Origin of the sequence: Streptomyces sp. TRM68367, from assembly GCF_014495685.1 — a bacterium.
In the GTDB taxonomy this organism is placed as follows: Bacteria; Actinomycetota; Actinomycetes; order Streptomycetales; family Streptomycetaceae; genus Streptomyces.
In genome coordinates this window covers 19,598-41,349 of the sequence record NZ_JACTVI010000018.1, presented here as the reverse complement: position 1 = coordinate 41,349, position 21,752 = coordinate 19,598, and the positions used below count along the sequence as shown (strand labels likewise).

Below are 21,752 nucleotides of genomic sequence, written 5' to 3'. Positions count from 1 at the left end.
CCTCACAGCTTCATCAGGCTGGCGTCGTCGACCGAGGCCGAGTGGCGGGAACGGAACAGGGACACGATGATCGCGAGCCCGACCACGACCTCCGCGGCGGCGACGACCATCGTGAAGAAGGCGATGATCTGGCCGTCGAGGTTGCCGTGCATCCGGGAGAAGGCGACGAACGCGAGGTTGCAGGCGTTGAGCATCAGCTCGATGCACATGAAGACCACGATCGCGTTGCGCCTGATCAGCACGCCGGTGGCGCCGATCGTGAACAACAGGGCCGCAAGATAGAGGTAGTTGACGGGGTTCACTTCGATGCCTCCTCGGCCCGCTTGACGTTCTCCGGATCGATCGGCGTGCGCCCCAGCCGCTCATCGGAGCGCTGCTCCAGGGCCTTGAGGTCGTTGATCGCCTCGGTCGACACGTCCCGGATCTGGCCGCGTTCGCGCAGTGTCTTGCTGACGGTGAGGTCGGACGGCGTGCCGTCGGGCAGTAGGCCCGCGATGTCCACGGCATTGTGCCGGGCGTACACGCCGGGCGCCGGCAGCGGCGGCACGTACGTGCCCTCCCGGACGCGCTGCTCGGCCAGCTCCCGCTGGGTCTTGGCGCGTTCGGTGCGCTCGCGGTGAGTGAGCACCATGGCGCCGACGGCCGCCGTGATCAGCAGCGCGCCGGTGATCTCGAAGGCGAACACGTACCGGGTGAACAGCAGGGTCGCGATGCCCTCCACGTTGCCGCCCGCGTTGGCCTGCCCGATGCCGTTGAACTCACTGAGCGAGGCGTTGCCGATGCCTCCGACCAGCAGGATGCCGAAGCCGAGCCCGCACAGCAGGGCCAGCCAGCGCTGTCCCTTGATGGTCTCCTTCAGGGAGTCCGCCGCGGTGACGCCGACGAGCATCACCACGAACAGGAACAGCATCATGATCGCGCCGGTGTAGACGATGATCTGTACGACGCCCAGGAAGTAGGCGCCGTTGGCGAGGTAGAACACCGCCAGGATGATCATGGTGCCGGCCAGGCAGAGCGCGCTGTGCACGGCCCTCTTCATGAAGACGGTGCCCAGGGCGCCGAGCACGGCGATCGTGCCGAGGATCCAGAACTGGACGGCCTCCCCGGTGGAGGTGGAGTAGGCGGCGAGATACTGGGTCATCGGCGGATCACCTTCTCCGACGCCGGTTCCTCCTCGCCGAAGGTCGAGGAGGCCTCCTGGACGACCTCGCCCTCGGAGTGGACGTCCTGGCGCACCGTGCCGGGCGCGGCCTCGGTCACCAGACCCCGGTAGTAGTCCTGTTCGTCCGTGCCGGGGTACATCGCGTGCGGGGCCTCGACCATGCCCTCCTCAAGGCCGGCGAGCAGCTGCTCCTTGGTGAAGATGAGGTTGGCGCGGCTGGAGTCGGCCAGCTCGAACTCGTTGGTCATCGTCAGCGCGCGGGTGGGGCACGCCTCGATGCACAGGCCGCAGAAGATGCAGCGGGCGTAATTGATCTGGTAGACGCGGCCGTACCGCTCGCCCGGTGAGTAGCGCTCCTCGTCGGTGTTGTCGGCGCCCTCCACATAGATGGCGTCGGCGGGGCACGCCCAGGCGCACAGCTCACAGCCGACGCACTTCTCCAGGCCGTCCGGATGGCGGTTGAGCTGGTGCCGTCCGTGGAAGCGCGGAGCGGTGGTCTTGCGCTGCTCCGGGTACTGCTCGGTCAGCCGCTTCTTGAACATGGCCTTGAAGGTCACGCCGAAGCCGGCCACGGGGTTCTGGAAGCCGGGCTTCGCCCGCCCGGCCTCCTGGGGCTCCTCAGCCATCGGACGCCTCCTTTCCATCCGTAGATCCACCCAGAGATCCATCACTCTGAGTATCGGGCCCACCACTGACAATCAGCTCCTGCTCCCGGCGCGGGCGGCGCCGCGGCACCGGCGACAGCTCCTGTCCCGGCAGCGGCGGTACGGGGAATCCGCCGGCCATCGGGTCGAAGGCGGCGGGTTCCTCGATAGCCCGCTCGGCCGCCTTCGCCCGCTCGCGGTACATGTCGGCGACAAAGGACAGCAGCAACAGGGCGAGGACGCCGCCGGCGACGTAGAGGGCGATGTCGGTGAAGCCGTAGCCCTCGTTCCGCAGGACGCGCACGGTCGCGACGACCATCAGCCAGGCCACGGCGACCGGGATGAGGACCTTCCAGCCGAGCTTCATCAACTGGTCGTAGCGCACGCGCGGGAGAGTGCCGCGCAGCCAGACGAAGAAGAAGATCAGCAGCTGGAGCTTGACGACGAACCAGAGCAACGGCCACCAGCCGTGGTTCGCGCCCTCCCAGAAGGTGCTGATGGGCCAGGGGGCCCGCCAGCCGCCGAGGAACAGCGTCACCGCGATCATCGACACGGTGACCATGTGGACGTACTCGGAGAGCATGAACATCGCGAACTTGATCGAGCTGTACTCGGTGTTGAAGCCGCCGACCAGGTCGCCCTCGGACTCCGGCATGTCGAAGGGCGCCCGGCTGGACTCGCCCACCATCGTCACGATGTAGATCACGAACGACACCGGGAGCAGCACGACGTACCAGCGTTCCTGCTGGGATCCGACGACCGCCGAGGTCGACATCGACCCGGAGTAGAGGAACACCGAGGCGAAGGCCGCGCCCATGGCGATCTCGTACGAGATGATCTGGGCGCACGAGCGGATGCCGCCGAGCAGCGGGTATGTCGACCCGGAGGACCAGCCGCCCAGGACGAACCCGTACACCCCGAGGGAGCCGATGGCGAGGATGTAGAGCAGCGCGACCGGCAGGTCGGTGAGCTGCATCGCGGTGCGCTGGCCGAAGATCGAGACCTCGTTGCCGGCCGGTCCGAAGGGGATCACCGCGATCGCCATGAAGGCCGGGATGGCGGCGAGGACCGGCGCGAGGACGTACACCGCCTTGTCCGCGCGTTTGACGACGACGTCTTCCTTGAGCATCAGCTTCACGCCGTCGGCGAGCGACTGGAGCATGCCCCAGGGGCCGTGCCGGTTGGGACCGATACGCAACTGCATCCAGCCGACGACCTTGCGCTCCATCACGATGGAGAGCAGCACGGTCACCATCAGGAAGGCGAAGCAGAACACCGCCTTTATGGCGATCAGCCACCAGGGGTCGCGGCCGAACATCGAGAGGTCTTCAGCGGCGAGGTACGGGCTCATGCCTCCACCTCCTTGGGGGCCTCGCCGACGGGCGTCGCCGGGCCGATGCGGACGAGGGAGCCGGGGCGCGCCCCGGTGTCGGAGGCGACGCCGGCGCCGGTGGAGTTCAGCGGGAGCCAGACCACCCGGTCCGGCATCTCGGTGATCTCCAGCGGCAGTTCGACGACCCCGGCCGGGCCGGTAACGGCGAGGACGTCGCCGTCCTTGACACCCGCCTCGGCGGCCGTGGCGGCCGACACGCGCGCGTGTGCGGCGTGCCGGGTGCCGGCGAGCGCCTCGTCGCCCTCCTGGAGGCGGCCCTGGTCGAGCAGCAGCCGGTGCCCGGCGAGCACGGCCTCCCCGGCGGCCGGCCGCGGCAGCGGGTCCGCGCTCTCCAGGGGCTCGGTGGCCCGCGGGCCGTCCCAGGCGCCGAGCCGGTTCAGCTCCGCGCGCGTGGTGCGCAGATCCGGCAGCCCGAGGTGGACGTCCATGGCGTCGGCGAGCATCTGCAGCACGCGTCCGTCGGTGGGCGCGACACGCCGGGTCATCTGGTCGGGCTTGAGCGCGGCCTCGAAGAGGCGCACCCTGCCCTCCCAGTTGAGGAAGGTGCCGGCCTTCTCGACGACCGCGGCGACCGGCAGGACGATGTCGGCCTTCTCGGTGATCTCGCTGGGCCGCAGCTCCAGCGACACCAGGAAGCCGACCTCGTCGAGCGCTTCACGCGCGCGTGCCGGGTCGGGCAGGTCGGCGACCTCCACGCCAGCCACCAGCAGTGCCTGGAGTTCGCCGGTCGCGGCGGCCTCGATGATCTGGCCGGTGTCGCGACCGTAGCGGTGCGGGAGTTCGGCGAGGCCCCACAGGGCGGCGACCTCGTCCCGCGCGCGCGGGTCGGTGGCCGGACGCCCGCCCGGCAGCAGCGACGGCAGCGCGCCCACCTCGATCGCGCCCCGCTCCCCGGCCCGGCGTGGGATCCACACCAGCTTCGCGCCGGTCGCCAGCGAGATCCGTACGGCGGCGGTGAGACCTCCAGGGACGGCGGCCAGCCGCTCGCCGACGACGATCACGGCGCCTTCGGAGCGCAGTGCCTCGGCGACCCGCGCGCCGTCGCCTTCCAGCCCGATGCCGCTCGCGAGCGCGTCCAGCCACTCGGTCTCGGTGCCGGGAGCCGCCGGCAGCAGCGTGCCGCCTGCCTTCTCCAGACCCCGCGTGGCGTGCGTGGCGAGCGCGAAGACCTGCTGGCCGTGCCCCCGCCAGGCCTTGCGCAGCCGCAGGAAGACGCCGGGCGCCTCCTCCTCGGCCTCGAACCCGGCCAGCAGGACGGCGGGCGCCTTCTCCAGAGCGGTGTACGTGACGCCCGTGCCGTCGAGGTCGCGGCCGCGGCCGGCGACCCGGGCGGCGAGGAAGTCGGCCTCCTCGCCGCTGTGCACGCGCGCGCGGAAGTCGATGTCGTTGGTGTCGAGTCCCACACGCGCGAACTTGCTGTAGGCGTAGGCGTCCTCGACGGTGAGCCGGCCGCCGGTCAGGACGCCCGTGCGGCCCCGCGAGGCCAGCAGCCCCTGGGCCGCGATCTGCAGCGCCTCGGGCCAGGACGCCGGTTGGAGGTCGCCCTCGGCGTTGCGCACCAGCGGGGTCTCGAGCCGGTCCCGCTGCTGCGCGTACCGGAAGGCGAACCGGCCCTTGTCGCAGATCCACTCCTCGTTGACCTCGGGGTCCTGAGCCGCGAGCCGCCGCATGACCTTGCCGCGCCGGTGGTCGGTGCGGGTCGCGCAGCCGCCGGAGCAGTGCTCGCACATGCTCGGCGAGGACACCAGGTCGAAGGGGCGGGAGCGGAAACGATAGGCCGCCGAGGTCAGCGCGCCGACCGGGCAGATCTGGATGGTGTTGCCGGAGAAGTACGACTCGAACGGGTCGCCCTCGCCGGTGCCGACCTGCTGGAGCGCGCCCCGCTCGACCAGCTCGATCATCGGGTCGCCCGCGATCTGGTTGGAGAACCGGGTGCAGCGGGCGCACAGCACGCACCGCTCGCGGTCGAGCAGCACCTGCGTGGAGATCGGGACGGGCTTCTCGAACGTCCGCTTCTTTCCCTCGAAGCGGGAGTCGGCGTGGCCGTGCGACATGGCCTGGTTCTGCAGCGGGCACTCGCCGCCCTTGTCGCAGACGGGGCAGTCCAGCGGGTGGTTGATGAGCAGCAGCTCCATCACACCCTTCTGCGCCTTCTCCGCGACGGGCGAGGTGAGGTGCGTCTTCACCACCATCCCGTCCGTGCACGTGATGGTGCAGGACGCCATGGGCTTGCGCTGGCCCTCGACCTCGACGATGCACTGGCGGCAGGCGCCGGCCGGGTCGAGGAGGGGATGGTCGCAGAACCGGGGGATCTCGATGCCGAGCTGCTCGGCGGCCCGGATGACCAGGGTGCCCTTGGGCACGCTGATCTCGACGCCGTCGATGGTCAGCGTCACGAGATCCTCCGGCGGGACCGCCCTCTCTCCCCCGCCCGAGGGAGCGTTGGTGGTCACGGTCATGCGTTCACCTCCGTGCGGTCGGCCCAGGCCGTCGACTTGGCCGGGTCGAAGGGGCAGCCGCGGCCCGTGATGTGCTGCTCGTACTCCTCGCGGAAGTACTTCAGCGAGGAGAAGATCGGCGAGGCGGCGCCGTCGCCGAGGGCGCAGAACGACTTGCCGTTGATGTTGTCTGCGATGTCGTTGAGCTTGTCGAGGTCGGACATGACGCCCTTGCCGGCCTCGATGTCGCGCAGCAACTGCACGAGCCAGTACGTTCCTTCGCGGCAGGGCGTGCACTTGCCGCAGGACTCGTGGGCGTAGAACTCGGTCCAGCGGGTGACGGCGCGCACGACGCAGGTCGTCTCGTCGAAGCACTGCAGGGCCTTGGTGCCGAGCATGGAGCCGGCGGCGCCCACCGCCTCGTAATCAAGAGGCACGTCGAGGTGCTCGTCGGTGAACATGGGCGTCGAGGAGCCGCCCGGTGTCCAGAACTTCAGCCGGTGGCCGGGCCGCATGCCGCCGCTCATCTCCAGCAGCTGGCGCAGCGTGATGCCGAGCGGCGCCTCGTACTGGCCGGGACTCGCGACGTGGCCGCTGAGCGAGTAGAGCGTGAAGCCCGGGGACTTCTCGCTGCCCATCGACCTGAACCACTCTTTGCCCTTGTTCAGAATCGCGGGAACCGACGCGATCGACTCGACGTTGTTCACAACAGTCGGGCACGCGTAGAGGCCCGCGACAGCAGGGAAGGGGGGACGGAGCCGCGGTTGGCCCCGGCGGCCTTCGAGCGAGTCGAGCAGTGCGGTCTCCTCACCACAGATGTACGCGCCCGCGCCCGCGTGCACGGTGATATCGAGATCGAGTCCGCTGCCCAGGATGTTCTTGCCGAGGAAGCCCGCCTGGTAGGCATCGGCGACGGCCGAGTGCAACCGCCGCAGCACAGGGACGACTTCACCACGCAGATAGATGAAGGCATGCGACGACCTGATGGCATAGCACGCGATGATCATGCCCTCGATGAGGCTGTGCGGGTTCGCGAAGAGGAGCGGAATGTCCTTGCACGTTCCGGGCTCCGACTCGTCGGCGTTGACAACTAGATAGTGCGGTTTTCCATCACCCTGGGGAATGAACTGCCACTTCATTCCCGTCGGGAATCCCGCGCCGCCGCGCCCGCGCAGACCGGAGTCCTTGACGTACGCGATCAGGTCGTCCGGCGACATGGCGAGCGCCTTGCGAAGTCCCTCGTATCCTTCGTGCCTTCGGTAGACGTCCAGCGTCCAGGACCTGTCCTCGTCCCAGAAGGCCGACAGCACGGGTGCGAGCAGCTTCTCGGGGCTCGTGCCCTTCAGTTCGGGTGCCAAGGTCATCACTCCCCCTCCTCGGCGACAGGCCCAGCCGGGTGGGCAGGGTCGGAGGCCGACGTCTTCTGCGGCGCGTCGTGCGAGCTGAGGTGCTCCGTCGGCGACGGCTCGTGCACCGTGTCCTGCGGCTCGTCGTGCGGCCCTCCGTCGCGCGGATGGACCACGCGCGCGGGTGCGGCCTCTCCCCTGGCCAGGCGGAGGCCCACCAGCGACGGCGGTCCCGCACTGCCGCCCTCCTCGACGGCCCCCGGCCGCTCGTCGGGGAAGCCGGCCAGGATCCGCGCGGTCTCCTTGAAGGTGCACAGCGGCGCCCCGCGCGTGGGCGTGACCGGCCGTCCCGCGCGCAGGTCGTCGACGAGGCGCCGGGCGCTCGCCGGGGTCTGGTTGTCGAAGAACTCCCAGTTGACCATCACGACGGGCGCGAAGTCGCAGGCCGCGTTGCACTCGATGTGCTCCAGGGTGACCTTGCCGTCGTCGGTGGTCTCGCCGTTGCCGACACCGAGGTGCTCCTGGAGCTCCTCGAAGATCGCGTCGCCGCCCATCACCGCGCACAGGGTGTTGGTGCACACGCCCACCTGGTAGTCACCGGAGGGCCTGCGCCGGTACATGGTGTAGAAGGTGGCGACCGCGGTGACCTCGGCCGTGGTCAGGCCGAGCATGTCGGCGCAGAACTGCATGCCGGTGCGCGTGACGTGGCCCTCCTGCGACTGCACGAGGTGCAGCAGCGGCAGGAGGGCGGACCGGGAGTCCGGGTAGCGGGCGATGATCTCGCGCGCGTCGGCCTCCAGCCGGGCCCGTACGTCGTCCGGGTAGGCGGGCGCGGGCAGTTCCGGCATGCCCAGGCTGACGCCCCGCTCCGAAGGTGAGGTGGTCACCGGTCGACGCCTCCCATCACGGGGTCGATGGACGCCACGGCGACGATGACGTCGGCGACCTGGCCGCCCTCGCACATCGCCGCCGTGGCCTGAAGGTTGGTGAAGGACGGGTCGCGGAAGTGGACCCGGTAGGGGCGGGTGCCGCCGTCGGAGACGACGTGCACCCCGAGTTCGCCCTTGGGCGACTCGACCGCCGCGTACGCCTGTCCCGGCGGGACGCGGAAGCCCTCGGTCACCAGCTTGAAGTGGTGGATCAGGGCCTCCATGGAGGTGCCCATGATCTTCTTGATGTGGTCCAGGGAGTTGCCGAGCCCGTCCGGCCCCAGGGCGAGCTGGGCGGGCCAGGCGATCTTCTTGTCGGCGACCATGACCGGGCCGGGCTCCAGCCGGTCCAGGCACTGCTCGACGATCCTGAGCGACTGGCGCATCTCCTCCAGGCGGATCAGGAAGCGGCCGTAGGCGTCGCAGGTGTCGACGGTCGGGACCTCGAAGTCGTACGTCTCGTAGCCGCAGTAGGGCTGTGCCTTGCGCAGGTCGTGCGGCAGGCCGGTGGAGCGCAGGATCGGGCCCGTGGCGCCGAGGGCCATGCAGCCGGCCAGGTCGAGGTAGCCGATGTCCTGCATGCGGGCCTTGAAGACGGGGCTCCCGGTGGCGAGCTTGTCGTACTCCGGGAGGTTCTTCTTCATCTTCTTCACGAGCTCGCGGATCTGGTCCACCGCGCCGGGCGGCAGGTCCTGGGCGAGTCCGCCGGGGCGGATGTACGCGTGGTTCATCCGAAGGCCCGTGATCAGTTCGTAGATGTCGAGAATGAGTTCACGATCACGGAATCCGTAGATCATGATCGTGGTGGCGCCGAGTTCCATGCCGCCGGTGGCGATGGCCACCAGGTGGGAGGACAGCCGGTTCAGCTCCATCAGGAGCACGCGGATGATCGAGGCCCGTTCCGGGATCTGGTCCTCGATGCCGAGGAGCTTCTCGACCGCGAGGCAGTACGCCGTCTCGTTGAAGAACGGCATCAGGTAGTCCATGCGCGTCACGAACGTGGTGCCCTGGGTCCACGTCCGGTATTCGAGGTTCTTCTCGATGCCGGTGTGCAGGTAGCCGATGCCGCAGCGGGCCTCGGTGACCGTCTCGCCCTCGATCTCCAGGATGAGGCGGAGCACGCCGTGGGTGGAGGGGTGCTGGGGGCCCATGTTGACGACGATGCGCTCGTCGTCGGCGCGGGCCGCGGACTCGACGACCTCGTCCCAGTCGCCACCGGTGACCGTGTAGACGGTGCCCTCGGTGGTCTCACGGGCCGAAGCGGCGGCTGCTGCTGACTGCTGGCTCATGAGTACGACCTCCGCTGGTCCGGAGCCGGGATCTGGGCGCCCTTGTACTCGACGGGGATGCCGCCGAGGGGGTAGTCCTTGCGCTGCGGATGGCCCTGCCAGTCGTCCGGCATCATGATCCGCGTCAGGGCCGGGTGACCGTCGAAGACGATGCCGAAGAAGTCGTACGTCTCGCGCTCGTGCCAGTCGTTCGTCGGATAGACCGAGACCAGCGACGGGACGTGCGGGTCGCTGTCGGGGGCGCTGACTTCGAGGCGGATCAGCCGGTTGTGGGTGATCGAGCGCAGGTGGTAGACGGCGTGCAGCTCACGTCCCTTGTCGCCCAGGTAGTGGACGCCGCTGACGCCGGTGCACAGCTCGAAGCGCAAGGCCGGGTCGTCGCGCAGGGTGCGGGCGACGCGGACCAGGTGCTCGCGTTCGATGTGGAAGGTGATCTCGTCGCGGTCGACGACCGTCTTCTCGATGGCGTTCTCGGGCAGCAGACCCTGTTCCTCCAGGGCGCCCTCCAGTTCGTCGGCGACCTCGTCGAAGTATCCATATGCGCCTCCGGCGCGTGGGCCGCCGTAGGGGCGGGACGCCGGTCCCGGGAGCCGGACCGAGCGGACCAGGCCGCCGTAGCCGGAGGTGTCGCCGCCGTTGTCGGCGCCGAACATGCCGCGCTGGACGCGGATCTCCTCGCCGCCCTGACCGCGCTGGCCGGGCAGGTTGGAGGCCGACAGGTCCTTCTCGGGGTTCACGCCGTTGGCGTCGTTCGCGTCGCTCATTGCAGCAGCCCCTTCATCTCGATCGTGGGCAGGGCCTTGAGCGCCGCTTCCTCCGCCTCGCGGGCCGCCTCCTCGGCGTTCACGCCGAGCTTGGAGTTCTGGATCTTGTGGTGGAGCTTGAGGATGGAGTCCATCAGCATCTCGGGCCGTGGCGGACAGCCGGGGAGATAGATGTCGACCGGGACGACGTGGTCGACGCCCTGGACGATCGCGTAGTTGTTGAACATGCCGCCGGAGGAGGCGCAGACCCCCATGGAGATCACCCACTTGGGGTTCGGCATCTGGTCGTAGACCTGCCGCAGCACCGGCGCCATCTTCTGGCTCACCCGGCCCGCGACGATCATCAGGTCCGCCTGGCGCGGTGAGCCGCGGAAGACCTCCATGCCGAAGCGCGCCAGGTCATAGCGGCCGGCGCCGGTGGTCATCATCTCGATGGCACAGCAGGCGAGGCCGAACGTGGCGGGGAAGACGGACGACTTGCGCACCCAGCCCGCGGCCTGCTCGACGGTGGTCAGCAGGAATCCACTCGGCAGCTTTTCTTCGAGTCCCATGACAAAGGCCCCTCAGTCCCATTCCAGGCCGCCGCGCCGCCATACGTACGCGTACGCGACGAAGACGGTGAGCACGAAGAGCAGCATCTCCACGAGCCCGAAAATCCCCAGGGCGTCGAAGGTGACGGCCCAGGGGTAGAGGAAGACGATCTCGATATCGAAAATGATGAAGAGCATCGCCGTCAGGTAGTACTTGATCGGGAAACGCCCGCCGCCGGCCGGCGTGGGGGTCGGCTCGATACCGCACTCGTAGGCTTCGAGCTTGGCGCGGTTGTACCGCTTCGGACCGATCAGCGTGGCCATGACCACGGAGAAGATCGCAAAGCCTGCCCCGAGGGCTCCCAGTACGAGGATGGGCGCATAAGCGTTCACCGCTCCTCGCTCCTCTCAGTCGGCACTGACTGCTGGCGGTTTGCATCGGGCTCACATCCGCCTCAACCGTCCCGCGAACCCCGCCCGCCCCGGGCGGAGATCGAGAACATGTGAAGCAGGTCACAAGCCCAACCGCTCCGCATCTTATGCCCGCTGCTCTGTGATCTGCGACACGGGGCATTACCAAAGCTTTGTGATCTCCACCACCTGACGAAGGATCATGAAGCCGGATGAGCGGTGATCTTCATACGCGAAGCGTCCCGGCGATCACGAGAGGTGACATTTTGGCTCGTCAGCGCAGGCCGGGAGGGGCGTCTCCATATCAAGAGGCTTCCCTTGCATGCAAATTCGCGCTGGGCGCGACCGCTTGCTAGTGGCCCGCATTCACACCCGAGAGGGGGGCGCGATGAGGTGTGGACGCGTGCACGCGTTCACGAGTGGATCCGGCCAGCCGGCCGCGCCGTGCGACGCGGGCCGCCCCGGTAACCGTTCCGTGACCTGCGCCACATGCACGAGACGCGCACGGGAAGGGGGATTGGCCATCTGTCCCAACAAGTGGTAGGCGTGGGGCAATTCGGGCATAACGATCAAAGGTCGAGATCACGGGCCGGTTACGGCCCGTCCGCAATGTCCGTTACGGCGTCAATAAAGAGCGACACGCCCGGGGCTCGGGGCGCTGATTGAACAACTGTGGCGCAGCACACGTTTCTTGAAGGTATGGAGGAGCCCCTGATACCCGTTGGTCTCATGTCCCACACCGCTCACATACGCAGCCACCGGAAACCCCGCCGCAACGCGACCTCCACGATCGCGATGCGGGCCGGAGTTGCCGGTGGCGTACTCAGCACCTTGGCAGTGGCCGGGGCGTCGAGTTCGGCGAACGCCGCCGAGCCCGCGACGCAGACTCTTGAGCTGCCCACCCTGACGGCCGACCTGTCCGCTCAGGTCGCCGAGTCCGCGAGCGCCACCGAGCTGGCCGCCGCGAGCTACGAGCTGCGGGCCGAGCGTGACGCCGCGGCCGCCAAGGCCGCCGAGGAGGCCAAGAAGAACCTCGCGGAGGCCAAGAAGAAGGCGGAGGCCAAGAAGAAGGCCGCGGAGGCCGCCCGCAGGGCCGCAGCCGAGCGTGCCTCGCGCAACGCGGAGCGGGCCACCCTCAGCGCCAGTGTCAGCACGTCCACGGCGCCCGCGCCGTCCAGCGGCAGCGTTGCGGCGGTCATCGCCTTCCTCAAGGCGCAGGTGGGCGACGCCTACGTGATGGGCGCCACCGGCCCCAACGCCTGGGACTGCTCCAGCCTCGTCCAGGCCGCTTTCAGGCAGGTGGGCGTGGACCTGCCGCGCGTCTCGCAGGACCAGTCGATGGCCGGCACCGAGGTCTCGCTGTCCAACCTGCAGGTCGGCGACATCCTGTACTGGGGCAGCAAGGGCTCCGCGTACCACGTGGGTGTCTACATCGGTAACGATCAGTACCTGGACGCGGCCAACCCGTCCAAGGGCGTCGTCATCCAGGACCTGTCCGGGTACCCCGCGTCGGGCGCGGTGCGCGTGCTCTGAGCCGCGCACACCGTACGGACTGAGGCCGCTGCCCCTCGGGGGCGGCGGCCCTCCCGTGCTGCCGCAGAAGGGCTCCTGGGCCCTCTCTGGGCGCTCTCTGGGCCGCTCGCGGACGGCCCACCCGCCCCGGCGCTCGTGGTCGGTCACCCGCCCCGGGGCGCGGCACCCGCGCGCCCAGGGCTCACACCGGCGGCCGTCACGCCTTCGGCGCCACCTTGCTCAGGCCGTTGATGATGCGGTCCATCGCGTCGCCGCCCGTGGGGTCGGTGAGGTTGGCGAGGAGCTTGAGAGTGAACTTCATCAGCAGGGGGTGGGTCAGGCCCCGCTGCGTCGCGATCTGCATGACCTTCGGGTTGCCGATGAGCTTCACGAAGGCGCGGCCGAGGTTGTAGTAGCCGCCGTAGGTGTCCTTCAGGACGCGCGGGTAGTGCCGGAGGGCCGTCTCGCGCTGGGCCGGGGTCGCGCGCGCGTGGGACTGGACGATGACGTCGGCGGCGATCTGGCCGGATTCCATGGCGTAGGCGATGCCCTCGCCGTTGAAGGGGTTCACCAGACCGCCCGCGTCGCCGACGAGCAACAGACCCTTCGTGTAGTGCGGCTGGCGGTTGAAGGCCATCGGCAGCGCAGCGCCGCGAATGGGCCCGGTCATGTTGTCCGGGGTGTAGCCCCAGTCCTCCGGCATGGACGCGCACCAGGCCTTCAGGATCTCCCGCCAGTCCAGCTCCTTGAAGGACGACGAGGTGTTCAGGACACCGAGGCCGACGTTCGACGTGCCGTCGCCCATGCCGAAGATCCAGCCGTAGCCGGGGAGGAGTCGGTCCTGGGGGCCGCGGCGGTCCCACAGTTCCAGCCAGGACTCCAGGTAGTCGTCGTCGTGGCGCGGGGAGGTGAAGTACGTCCGGACGGCGACGCCCATCGGGCGGTCCTCGCGGCGGTGCAGGCCCATCGCGAGGGACAGGCGCGTGGAGTTGCCGTCGGCGGCCACCACCAGGGGCGCGTGGAAGGTGACTTCCCGCTTCTCCTCCCCCAGTTTGGCGTGCACGCCGGTGATGCGGCCGGTGCGGTCGTCGACGACCGGGGCGCCGACGTTGCAGCGCTCGTACAGCCGCGCGCCCGCCTTCTGCGACTGCCGGGCGAGCTGCTCGTCGAAGTCGTCGCGCTTGCGGACGAGGCCGTAGTCGGGGAAGGAGGCGAGGTCCGGCCAGTCCAGCTGCAGACGCACACCGCCGCCGATGATGCGCAGCCCCTTGTTGCGCATCCAGCCGGCCTCCTCGGAGATGTCGATGCCCATCGCCACGAGCTGTTTGACCGCGCGCGGGGTGAGCCCGTCGCCGCACACCTTCTCGCGCGGGAACTCGGTCTTCTCCAGCAGCAGGACGTCGAGTCCGGCCTTGGCCAGGTGATAGGCCGTCGTGGCGCCGGCCGGCCCCGCGCCCACGACGATGACATCGGCGGTGTTCTCGGAGAGGGGCACGGAATGGGGCTCGGTCACGACAGTCACGGCGGGATCTCCCCAAGTTCAAAATCTGTGTGCCGACCGGCACTGGACATGGGCAGTCTATTCAGCAGAATTGATCAACCAGCTGAAGGGCTGCCCCGTGAACCGAGCTCTCCCCGTAGTACGGCTGCGTGTCCCAAACCAAGAGGACGCGTTCGCCTGGCACCGGATCTTCGACGACCCGGACGTGATGGAGTTCCACGGCGGCAAGTCCGAGGAGCTGTCCGTCTACGAGGAGCTGACCGCCCGCCAGCGCCGCCACGACGCCCAGTACGGCTTCTGCTTCTGGACCATGCTCGACGAGGACGACCAGGCCCTCGGCTTCACCGGCGCCCAGCCGTGGCCGTACGACTGGGGCCCCATGGGCGAGATCGAGATCGGCTGGCGGCTCGGGCGGGAGCACTGGGGCAAGGGATACGTCACCGCGGCCGCGCGGCAGACGCTCGACCGGGTGCGCGCGGCGGGCGTACCGAGCGTGGTGGCGATGGTGGCCGCCGAGAACAAGAGATCCATCGCGGTCACCCAGCGCCTCGGGATGCACCTCGCCGAGGTCTTCACGGCGCCGGTGTCGAAGCGCGAGGGACACTGCTACCGACTGGATCTGTGACACAGGGTAACCGACTGCTACAGAACGGTACTTGGCGCTTCCGGCGGGCACGGGGCGGGGTTACCCTTCCAGTACCGCTGGGGGTGACATCTGTGCACATAACACCCAAGACACCCGAAGTGCGCGTACCGCACCTGGTCGGCCTGATGGCCGTGGACGCATGCGAGACCGCCCGGGCGCAGGGTCTGCTCCTCAACGCGCCGGACCGGCCGGACTTCCATCTGACCGTCGTCGACTACGTCGTACGCCAGTACCCGCAGCCCGGTTCCGAGGTGCCGCGGGAGTCCATGGTGTACGTGTGGTTCGACTTCGGTGAGGGGGAGGGCGGCGGAGGCATGCGCGAGCCTCGGGTGCCGAAACCCCCGCGGGGCGGCTTGCAACGCGAGCTCGACGAGCCCGGAGGCTCGTTCGAGATGATCAGGGGCGCCACCTGAACCCGCCGCGCTGATGCCCGGAGGGGCTCAGCCCTTCTTGAACCCCCGGTGCAGGGCCACCACACCGCCGGTCAGGTTGCGCCACGCCACCCGCGACCACCCGGCCTTGCGCAGCCGCTCGGCGAGGGCGGGCTGGTCGGGCCAGGCGCGGATGGACTCGGCGAGGTAGACGTACGCGTCCGGGTTCGAGGACACCGCGCGCGCGACCGGCGGCAGAGCACGCATCAGGTACTCGGTGTAGACGGTCCGGAACGGCGCCCACGTCGGGTGCGAGAACTCGCAGATCACCACGCGTCCGCCGGGCCGCGTCACCCGGTACAGCTCGCGCAGCGCCGCGTCCGTGTCCTGCACGTTGCGCAGCCCGAAGGAGATGGTCACGGCGTCGAAGACGTCGTCCCGGAAGGGCAGCCGTGTCGCGTCCCCGGCGGTGTAGGGCAGCCAGCTCTGGCGCCGCTTGCCGACCTGGAGCATGCCGAGGGAGAAGTCGCACGGGACGACGTACGCGCCCGTGCGCGCGAAGGGCAGCGAGGAGGTCCCCGTACCGGCCGCCAGGTCCAGGACCTTCTGCGCGGGGCGCGCGTCGACCGCCTTCGCGACCTCCTTGCGCCAGCGCCGGTCCTGGCCGAGCGACAGCACGTCGTTGGTCAGGTCGTACCGTTCCGCCACGTCGTCGAACATCGAGGCGACTTCGTGCGGCTGCTTGTCCAGGGATGCGCGGGTCACGGGGGCCATTCTTGCAGCAGGGCCGTCCGGGCTCGCAGCGCGGCCGTACGACGCCGCGGACCACCCGGCCGTCGCGGCTACCGCCGCCGGTACACCAGCCGCCCGCCCAGGACCGTCGCCACGCACGTCCCCGCTCCCCGCTCGGCCAGCTCGGCCTCGTCCCGTACGTCGAACACGGCGAACCGGGCGGCGGAGCCGCGCTCCCGCGGAGGCAGGAAGTCCACCGGCTGTCCGGCGGCGAACGGGTCGAGCGCGGGGACACCGCCGGGACGGCCCAGCCGGCCAACGACCCCGAGCCCGGAGCGGCGCACGGCGTCCTTCACCGCGCGGTTGCGCATCGGTTCACAGGCCGCGGCGACCGTGCCGTGGGCCAGCATGCGCTGCACCGCGCGCCGGGCGCTGCCGCCCCAGCGGGCGTCGTCCAGACCGAGGGCGGCCAGCGCATCCCCGGTCAGCGGCTCGGTGCCCAGCTCGTCGGCCTCGCGCGGATCGGGGTGGTAGGCCTCCTCCAGCAGTTCCGTGCCGTACGGGCTGAGCAGTCCGGGCGTGAGGATGCCGGGCCACTTGCGCACGCGCGCGCGTGGATGGGCGGCGCCGAGGTCCGCCACGTCTCCGGCGTCCGCGATCCACTCCCCCTCGACGGCGAGCGCGCGGCCGCGGGAGTCGGCGTGCAGGGTCAGCATGCGGGTCCTAGTTGCATGCAGCCCTAGTTGGGGGCCAGGAGCTTCAACTCCGGGTGCGCCGTGCCGCCCGCGATCGCGGTGGACGAGATGTGCGAGACGACGCGGTCGTCGACGGGGTCGTTCGCCGGGTCGTCGTGGACGACGAGGTGCTCGTACGTCGTCGAGCGCTGCGCCGGGACCCGCCCCGCCTTGCGGATCAGGTCGATGATCTCCAGCCGGTTGGAGCGGTGCTTGGCGCCGGCCGACGACACGACGTTCTCCTCGAGCATGATCGAGCCGAGGTCGTCGGCGCCGTAGTGCAGGGAGAGCTGGCCGGCCTCCTTGCCGGTGGTAAGCCACGAGCCCTGGATGTGGGCGATGTTGTCCATGAACAGCCGCGCGATGGCGATCATCCGCAGGTACTCGAAGAGGGTGGCCTGCGTGCGGCCCTTCAGGTGGTTGTTCTCGGGCTGGTAGGTGTACGGGATGAAGGCGCGGAAGCCGCCGGTGCGGTCCTGTACGTCGCGGATCATCCGCAGGTGCTCGATGCGCTCGGCGTTCGTCTCGCCGGTGCCCATGAGCATGGTGGAGGTCGACTCCACGCCCAGCCCGTGCGCGATCTCCATGATCTCCAGCCAGCGCTCGCCGGACTCCTTCAGCGGCGCGATGGCCTTGCGCGGGCGCGCGGGCAGCAGCTCGGCGCCGGCGCCGGCGAAGGAGTCGAGGCCGGCCTCGTGGATCCGCGTGATGGCCTCCTCGACCGACACGCCGGAGATCCGGGCCATGTGCTCGACCTCGCTCGCCCCCAGGCTGTGGACGACCAGCTGCGGGAAGGCCTCCTTGATGGCGCGGAAGTGCTTCTCGTAGTACTCGACGCCGTAGTCCGGGTGGTGGCCGCCCTGGAACATGATCTGGGTGCCGCCCAGCTCCACGGTCTCCGCGCACCGGCGCAGGATGTCGTCCAGGTCGCGCGTCCAGCTCTTGGCCTTGTCCTTGGGAGCGGCGTAGAAGGCGCAGAACTTGCACGCCGTGACGCACACGTTGGTGTAGTTGATGTTCCGCTCGATGATGTACGTCGCGATGTGCTCGGTACCGGCGTACCTGCGGCGGCGTACGGCGTCGGCGGCGGCACCCAGCGCGTGCAGCGGGGCGTCGCGGTACAGCGCGAGCGCCTCCTCGGGCGTGATGCGCCCGCCCGCGGCGGCTCGGTCGAGGACGGACTGCAGGTCGTCGGCCTTCTCGGTCACCGGGGCGGCCCTTTCCTCAAGGGGGTTGAACGGACCGATCCAGCGTACGCCAGCCCTTTCACTGCGCGACGGTCAGGCCGCGTACGCGCCCGCCAGCAGCCCCAGGAACGCCCCCGCGATCAGGAATGGCCCGAACGGGATCGCCGTCTTGCGCCCCGCCCGGCGTGCGACGACGAGGGCGCCGCCGTACAGCGCCCCGAGCAGGAAGCCGGCGAAGGTGCCGAGCATGACCGTGGGCCAGCCGTACCAGCCGAGCATGGCGCCCGCGCCGAGGGCGAGCTTCACGTCGCCGAAGCCCATGCCGCTGGGGTTGATGAGGAACAGCACGAAGTAGCCGGCGCCGAGGGCGAGGGCGGCGAGCAGGGCGGTGGTCCAGTCGCCGGCGTGCTCGGGCACGAGCGCGGTGAGCCCGAGGAGGGCGAGCGCGGCACCGGCGAACGGGAGCGTGAGGGGGTCCGGCAGCCGCCGCACGCGGAGGTCCACGACCGCCAGCAGCACGCCGACGGGCCCGAGCAGCAGCCAGACGCCCAGCTCGGGCCGGGTGCCGGTGGCGGCGGCGAGGGCGGCACAGACGAGGGCGGTGGCGATGGCGAGGGGGGTGGTGCCGGGGCCGTACGAGGGCCCGGGCGCCGCGGAAGCCGTACCCGAGCCGGATGCCGCAGCAGCCGTACCCGAGCCGTACGACGATCCGGACGCCGCAGCAGCCGTACCCGAGCCGTACGACGGTGTGGGCGCCGCGCACTGGGCGCACCGTGCCCGTCCCAGCCACCCGCGGACGGGGTGCCCGGCCGGACACGCGTCGCGCCACGGCTCCCCCGCCGGCGCGGAGAAGCGGTGGGCGGCGCGCGGCAGGAACGCCCCGGCCGCCGCGCCCCACAGCGCGGCGGCGAGAACCAGCAGACCGGTGCTCACGAAGGCACGGCTCAGCCGACCGCGGCGACGGAGTCGCGCCACGTCGGCAGCAGTTCGTCGAGCAGCGCCTCGGTGCGCGGCGGCAGACCGCGGGCGCCGCTGCGGCCGATGAGGTCCGTGGCGAGGGCGGTCAGCCGGGCGGTGTCGCCGGTGGCGTGGGTGGCGCGCAGCAGCTCGTTCCACAGGCGCTCGTCGGCCGGTGCGGTGCGCAGGGCGGCGCCCAGCGCCTCGATGGCCTTCTCCGCGCGGTTCTTCTCCATGTGGAACTCGGAGAGTGCGAGCCCGGTGTCCGCGACGAGCAGCGGGAGCTGGGCGTCGACGATCTCGTGGGTGAGCCAGCGGTAGCGGCCCTCGGGCCGGTCGGCGAGCAGCGGCCCGCGCACCAGCACGAGCGCGTCCCTGAGCAGCCGCCCGCGCACCGCGCGTCTGTCGACGCCCTTGCCCTGGGTGGCCTCGTGGTAGAGGGACCGCAGCACGTCCAGGTCGGACACGACGGACTTGGCGAGCGTGAGCCGACCCGTCCGGTCCGCGCGCAGCCGGGGGCTGCCGTCGGGGTCGGTGCCGAGCCAGTCGCGCAGCCGGTCCAGGAGGGCTTCCCGTACGTCGTCGGTGACGCCGCGCGGCCACAGCGCGGAGGCGAGCACGCGCGGGTGCACGCCCTCGCGGTGCAGGAGCAGCAGGGCGAGCGCCTCGTGCAGCAGCGCGCTCCGCTCGCCGTCCGGGGTATCGAGCCCGATGATCTCGTACGGCCCGACGAGGCGGGCGTAGACGGCGGGCCGCCCCTGCTCGCTGATGTCGACGAGGAACGGCGGAGTGTGGGCCGGTCCGTCCGGCCGGTGCTCGGGGTCGACGAACAGCTCGACGACGGCCCGCTGCTGGTCGGCCGGCAGGAGCTGGGCGTCGAGTTCGAGGCTGAGGAGGGGCGCGAGCAGCTTGCCCTCGCCGGTGATCTCCATCTCCCAGGCGGCGCCGGGCAGGTCGCCGGTCTCGGTGCCGACGAGGTAGCCGATGCCGAGGCGGCTCGCGTCCGCGGCGAGTTCGGCGAGCTTGACGGCGTCCTCGGCGGAGGGCTGGGCGGCGAGCAGGACGAGGTGCGGGGCCCAGCGGGTGTGCTGGGCGGGTCCGGTCCGCCCGGTGAGGACGGAGTCGTGCCCGGCGGCGCCCAGTGCACCGCGTCGCTGCCGGGTCTCGGCCTCCATGGTCTCGACGAGGTCCTCGATGCCGTCGAGGTGCCGCAGCCGGCTGGGTGCCAGCGGGGTGAGGTCCTGCCCGAACCCGACGAGCGTGATGGTCATCCGGTCCGACCAGCCGTTGGTGGCGAGTTCGGCGGCGAGGGACGCGAACACGGCGGCGCGGTCGGCCTCGCGGCCGCTCAGCGACACGATGCCGGGCACGGACTCCAGGTTGAGCAGCAGCCGGGAGTCGTCCATGGTGCCGAGGCTGACGAGACCCGGGTACGGCGCGGCGGTGTCGACGTCCTCGTACCGCTCGGCGTCGGTGCGGGCCAGCATCCAGAAGGTCTGGTCCTGCCCGAGCTGCCAGGGCTCGGGCGGCTTTCCCGCGGGCTGGGCGAGCTGGAGGTGGAGATCGCCGTTGCTCAGCCAGGCGGCGTACACGGTCGGCAGCGGCCGGGACTCGGCGGCGAGGGAGGCGGCGAGCCCGCGCAACGACCGGTCGAGCAGTCGTACGCCCTCGGGGTCGGCGCCGACGAGGAGCGCGTCCTGCACGTCCTGGGCGTCCCCGGTCGGGGTGGGCGGCTCCATGCCGCGCCGTCCGCCGACGGCACCGAAGGCCGACTGCCACAGCGCCTGCCGGCGCCGGCGGCCGAGGGCGAGGAGGAGACCGGCGGCGAGGAGGGGGGCGCCGAGGAGGGCCTCGGACAGGCCGAACGAGTCGCTGCTCGACTCGGTGCTCCCGGCCTGCTGCTGGTGCTGCGGGGCGGGGCCGGTGTCGGTGGCGGGCCGCTGCTCCGGGAGCGAGACGTGCGAGGCACCGCCGCCGGCCTGCGCGCCGCCTTGAGCGTGGTCCCCGGTCTGGGCGTAGGCATCGATCTGCTGCTGCACGTCCGGCGAGACACGAGGAGCCTGGTCGGGCATCTCGACGAGATCCCCACCACGCGCGTCCCCGGGCATCTCCATGATCCACCCGGGCCGGATGAGGCTGGCCTCGGACAACCGGGAACCGTCCGGCTGGACCCGGTCCTTGTTGAGCTCGAAGATCTCGTGGTACCGGCGTCCGTCGCCGAGGTGCCGCTCGGCGATCTCCCAGAGGGAGTCGTGGTGGCGCCCCTCGGGCGGCTGGATCCGGTAGTACTTAATGTCGCCGTGCTGGGACGCGGTGGGGGTCTCGGCCTGCGCCTGCGCCGCGGCATGCGAGGCCTGCTCGGCGAGAGCGGCGGCGGTGCCGGTGGCCTGCTCCTGCTGCTGGGCGAACAGCCCCGGGGTCTGCTGGGCGGCGGCGACGGACGGCTTCTGGTTCCCCTCCAGGTGGTGCTGCCCGAACTGCGACAGTCCCGGCGTGAGGCTCGCGGCGGTGGCGCCGACGAGCAGCAGCGCGGCGACGAGCTGCCGCGCCAGCAGCTGGCTGGGCCCGGCGCCGGGCACCCTCCCGGGCACGCCGACGCCGGACAGCGCGGCCTTCACCTCGACGAGCACGCAGGCCGTGAACTGGGCCCAGGCGAGCCAGACGACGACGGTCAGGATGTGCAGGAACGTCGTGACGGTGATCTCCTGCTGCAACCAGTCGAGGCTCGGCGCCCCGCTGGGCAGCGGCCACCCGACGGTCACGGCGAGCGCGCCCGGCACGCCGACGACGAGGACGAGCAGGGCCACGAAGGCGAGGAACGCCTTGACGAAGTCCCCGAACGTACGCCTGCGCGCCCGCACCGGCTGTGGTGTCCGGTTCCTCGGCGCCGAGGATGGGGCCGTGGCGGGAGCCGTCGAGCTTGACGAGCTTGAAGTGCGGCGTCGCGGCATGGCGGGTGTCCTGGATGGTGTGGGGTGTGCGGGGCGTTGAGGGGTGTAGTGAGCCTACAGAGATCTTATTGACTCTTCGGTGGTCGTCGAAGGGCTGTGGAAAAGGAGGCCCGAGTCGACGCCCGATTTGTCACGCGATGTACATCAAGGCCGAGTTGCCCGCAGCCCGCCACCGCCACGATCCAAGCCCTTCGCGACCGCCACGACACACTCCTCACGTCCCCACCATCGCCTCTCAAGGGGCCATTACCCGCC

General features: G+C 70.5%; 20 protein-coding genes. 3 read left to right on the top strand and 17 right to left on the bottom strand.

The annotated features are described in order from the left end of the window. Positions 1–2: 2 nt before the first annotated feature. Genes nuoK through H8R17_RS14850 form a run of 11 tightly spaced genes read right to left on the bottom strand, consistent with a single transcriptional unit; the run spans position 3 to position 10,888 of the window. Positions 3–302, bottom strand: a complete 300-nt coding sequence (nuoK, locus tag H8R17_RS14900) for an NADH-quinone oxidoreductase subunit NuoK (protein WP_003974374.1) — start codon at positions 300–302, stop codon at positions 3–5. Further along, positions 299–1,141 carry an NADH-quinone oxidoreductase subunit J gene (locus H8R17_RS14895; RefSeq protein WP_187823660.1) on the bottom strand — a complete coding sequence of 281 codons (843 nt, stop codon included), beginning with the start codon at positions 1,139–1,141 and terminating at the stop codon, positions 299–301. Before H8R17_RS14895 ends, nuoK begins: the two co-directional genes overlap by 4 nt. Then, the gene (gene nuoI / locus H8R17_RS14890; protein WP_187823659.1) at positions 1,138–1,788 is read right to left on the bottom strand and encodes an NADH-quinone oxidoreductase subunit NuoI; all 651 of its coding nucleotides are present in this window, start codon (positions 1,786–1,788) and stop codon (positions 1,138–1,140) included. The genes H8R17_RS14895 and nuoI overlap by 4 nt, the downstream gene beginning before the upstream one ends. Next, positions 1,781–3,157 (bottom strand): NADH-quinone oxidoreductase subunit NuoH, encoded by a 1,377-nt coding sequence (gene nuoH, locus H8R17_RS14885; RefSeq protein ID WP_187823658.1) that lies wholly within the window; start codon positions 3,155–3,157, stop codon positions 1,781–1,783. The genes nuoI and nuoH overlap by 8 nt, the downstream gene beginning before the upstream one ends. Then, positions 3,154–5,658 carry an NADH-quinone oxidoreductase subunit G gene (locus H8R17_RS14880; RefSeq protein ID WP_187823657.1) on the bottom strand — a complete coding sequence of 835 codons (2,505 nt, stop codon included), beginning with the start codon at positions 5,656–5,658 and terminating at the stop codon, positions 3,154–3,156. Before H8R17_RS14880 ends, nuoH begins: the two co-directional genes overlap by 4 nt. Beyond that, positions 5,655–7,004, bottom strand: coding sequence for an NADH-quinone oxidoreductase subunit NuoF (gene nuoF, locus H8R17_RS14875; RefSeq protein WP_187823656.1), 1,350 nt, complete (start codon positions 7,002–7,004; stop codon positions 5,655–5,657). The genes H8R17_RS14880 and nuoF overlap by 4 nt, the downstream gene beginning before the upstream one ends. Then, positions 7,001–7,870 (bottom strand): NADH-quinone oxidoreductase subunit NuoE, encoded by an 870-nt coding sequence (gene nuoE, locus H8R17_RS14870; RefSeq protein ID WP_187823655.1) that lies wholly within the window; start codon positions 7,868–7,870, stop codon positions 7,001–7,003. Before nuoE ends, nuoF begins: the two co-directional genes overlap by 4 nt. Further along, complete coding sequence (locus tag H8R17_RS14865) at positions 7,867–9,201, bottom strand: NADH-quinone oxidoreductase subunit D (RefSeq protein WP_187823654.1); 1,335 nt, start codon at positions 9,199–9,201, stop codon at positions 7,867–7,869. Before H8R17_RS14865 ends, nuoE begins: the two co-directional genes overlap by 4 nt. Further along, positions 9,198–9,965 carry an NADH-quinone oxidoreductase subunit C gene (locus H8R17_RS14860; RefSeq protein WP_187823653.1) on the bottom strand — a complete coding sequence of 256 codons (768 nt, stop codon included), beginning with the start codon at positions 9,963–9,965 and terminating at the stop codon, positions 9,198–9,200. Before H8R17_RS14860 ends, H8R17_RS14865 begins: the two co-directional genes overlap by 4 nt. Further along, positions 9,962–10,516: an NADH-quinone oxidoreductase subunit B family protein gene (locus H8R17_RS14855; RefSeq protein WP_187823652.1), complete on the bottom strand. Its 555-nt coding sequence runs from the start codon at positions 10,514–10,516 to the stop codon at positions 9,962–9,964. Before H8R17_RS14855 ends, H8R17_RS14860 begins: the two co-directional genes overlap by 4 nt. A gap of 12 nt (positions 10,517–10,528) precedes the next feature. Continuing rightward, positions 10,529–10,888, bottom strand: a complete 360-nt coding sequence (locus H8R17_RS14850) for an NADH-quinone oxidoreductase subunit A (RefSeq protein ID WP_003974383.1) — start codon at positions 10,886–10,888, stop codon at positions 10,529–10,531. Between the two features lie 717 nt (positions 10,889–11,605). On the opposite strand from H8R17_RS14850, the gene H8R17_RS14845 reads away from it, so the two are divergent. Beyond that, the gene (locus H8R17_RS14845; protein WP_187823651.1) at positions 11,606–12,439 is read left to right on the top strand and encodes a C40 family peptidase; all 834 of its coding nucleotides are present in this window, start codon (positions 11,606–11,608) and stop codon (positions 12,437–12,439) included. A 196-nt stretch (positions 12,440–12,635) separates the two neighbouring features. On the opposite strand, the gene H8R17_RS14840 is transcribed toward H8R17_RS14845, so the two are convergent. Next, entirely contained in the window at positions 12,636–13,940 is a 1,305-nt protein-coding gene (locus tag H8R17_RS14840; RefSeq protein ID WP_187823650.1) for a geranylgeranyl reductase family protein, read from the bottom strand. Positions 13,941–14,037: 97 nt separating this feature from the next. Here H8R17_RS14840 and H8R17_RS14835 point away from each other — a divergent pair, with 97 nt between their 5' ends. Both H8R17_RS14835 and H8R17_RS14830 read left to right on the top strand, forming a co-directional pair. Beyond that, complete coding sequence (locus tag H8R17_RS14835) at positions 14,038–14,544, top strand: GNAT family N-acetyltransferase (RefSeq protein ID WP_187823649.1); 507 nt, start codon at positions 14,038–14,040, stop codon at positions 14,542–14,544. A 119-nt stretch (positions 14,545–14,663) separates the two neighbouring features. Continuing rightward, positions 14,664–14,978, top strand: coding sequence for a PASTA domain-containing protein (locus tag H8R17_RS14830; RefSeq protein ID WP_187823726.1), 315 nt, complete (start codon positions 14,664–14,666; stop codon positions 14,976–14,978). Positions 14,979–15,005: 27 nt separating this feature from the next. Here the strand turns inward: H8R17_RS14830 and H8R17_RS14825 are convergent, their stop codons facing one another. The 5 genes from H8R17_RS14825 to H8R17_RS14805 all read right to left on the bottom strand — a co-directional run bounded on the left by H8R17_RS14825 (position 15,006) and on the right by H8R17_RS14805 (position 21,497). Continuing rightward, a complete protein-coding gene (locus H8R17_RS14825; protein WP_187823648.1) occupies positions 15,006–15,701 on the bottom strand; it encodes a demethylmenaquinone methyltransferase in 696 nt (231 codons plus the stop codon). A 77-nt stretch (positions 15,702–15,778) separates the two neighbouring features. Further along, complete coding sequence (locus tag H8R17_RS14820) at positions 15,779–16,384, bottom strand: hypothetical protein (protein ID WP_187823647.1); 606 nt, start codon at positions 16,382–16,384, stop codon at positions 15,779–15,781. Positions 16,385–16,407: 23 nt separating this feature from the next. Beyond that, a complete protein-coding gene (gene mqnC / locus H8R17_RS14815; RefSeq protein WP_187823646.1) occupies positions 16,408–17,610 on the bottom strand; it encodes a cyclic dehypoxanthinyl futalosine synthase in 1,203 nt (400 codons plus the stop codon). Positions 17,611–17,682: 72 nt separating this feature from the next. Further along, positions 17,683–18,522: an A24 family peptidase gene (locus tag H8R17_RS14810; RefSeq protein ID WP_187823645.1), complete on the bottom strand. Its 840-nt coding sequence runs from the start codon at positions 18,520–18,522 to the stop codon at positions 17,683–17,685. Positions 18,523–18,533: 11 nt separating this feature from the next. Further along, positions 18,534–21,497, bottom strand: coding sequence for a bacterial transcriptional activator domain-containing protein (locus tag H8R17_RS14805; RefSeq protein ID WP_187823644.1), 2,964 nt, complete (start codon positions 21,495–21,497; stop codon positions 18,534–18,536). Positions 21,498–21,752: the final 255 nt, after the last annotated feature.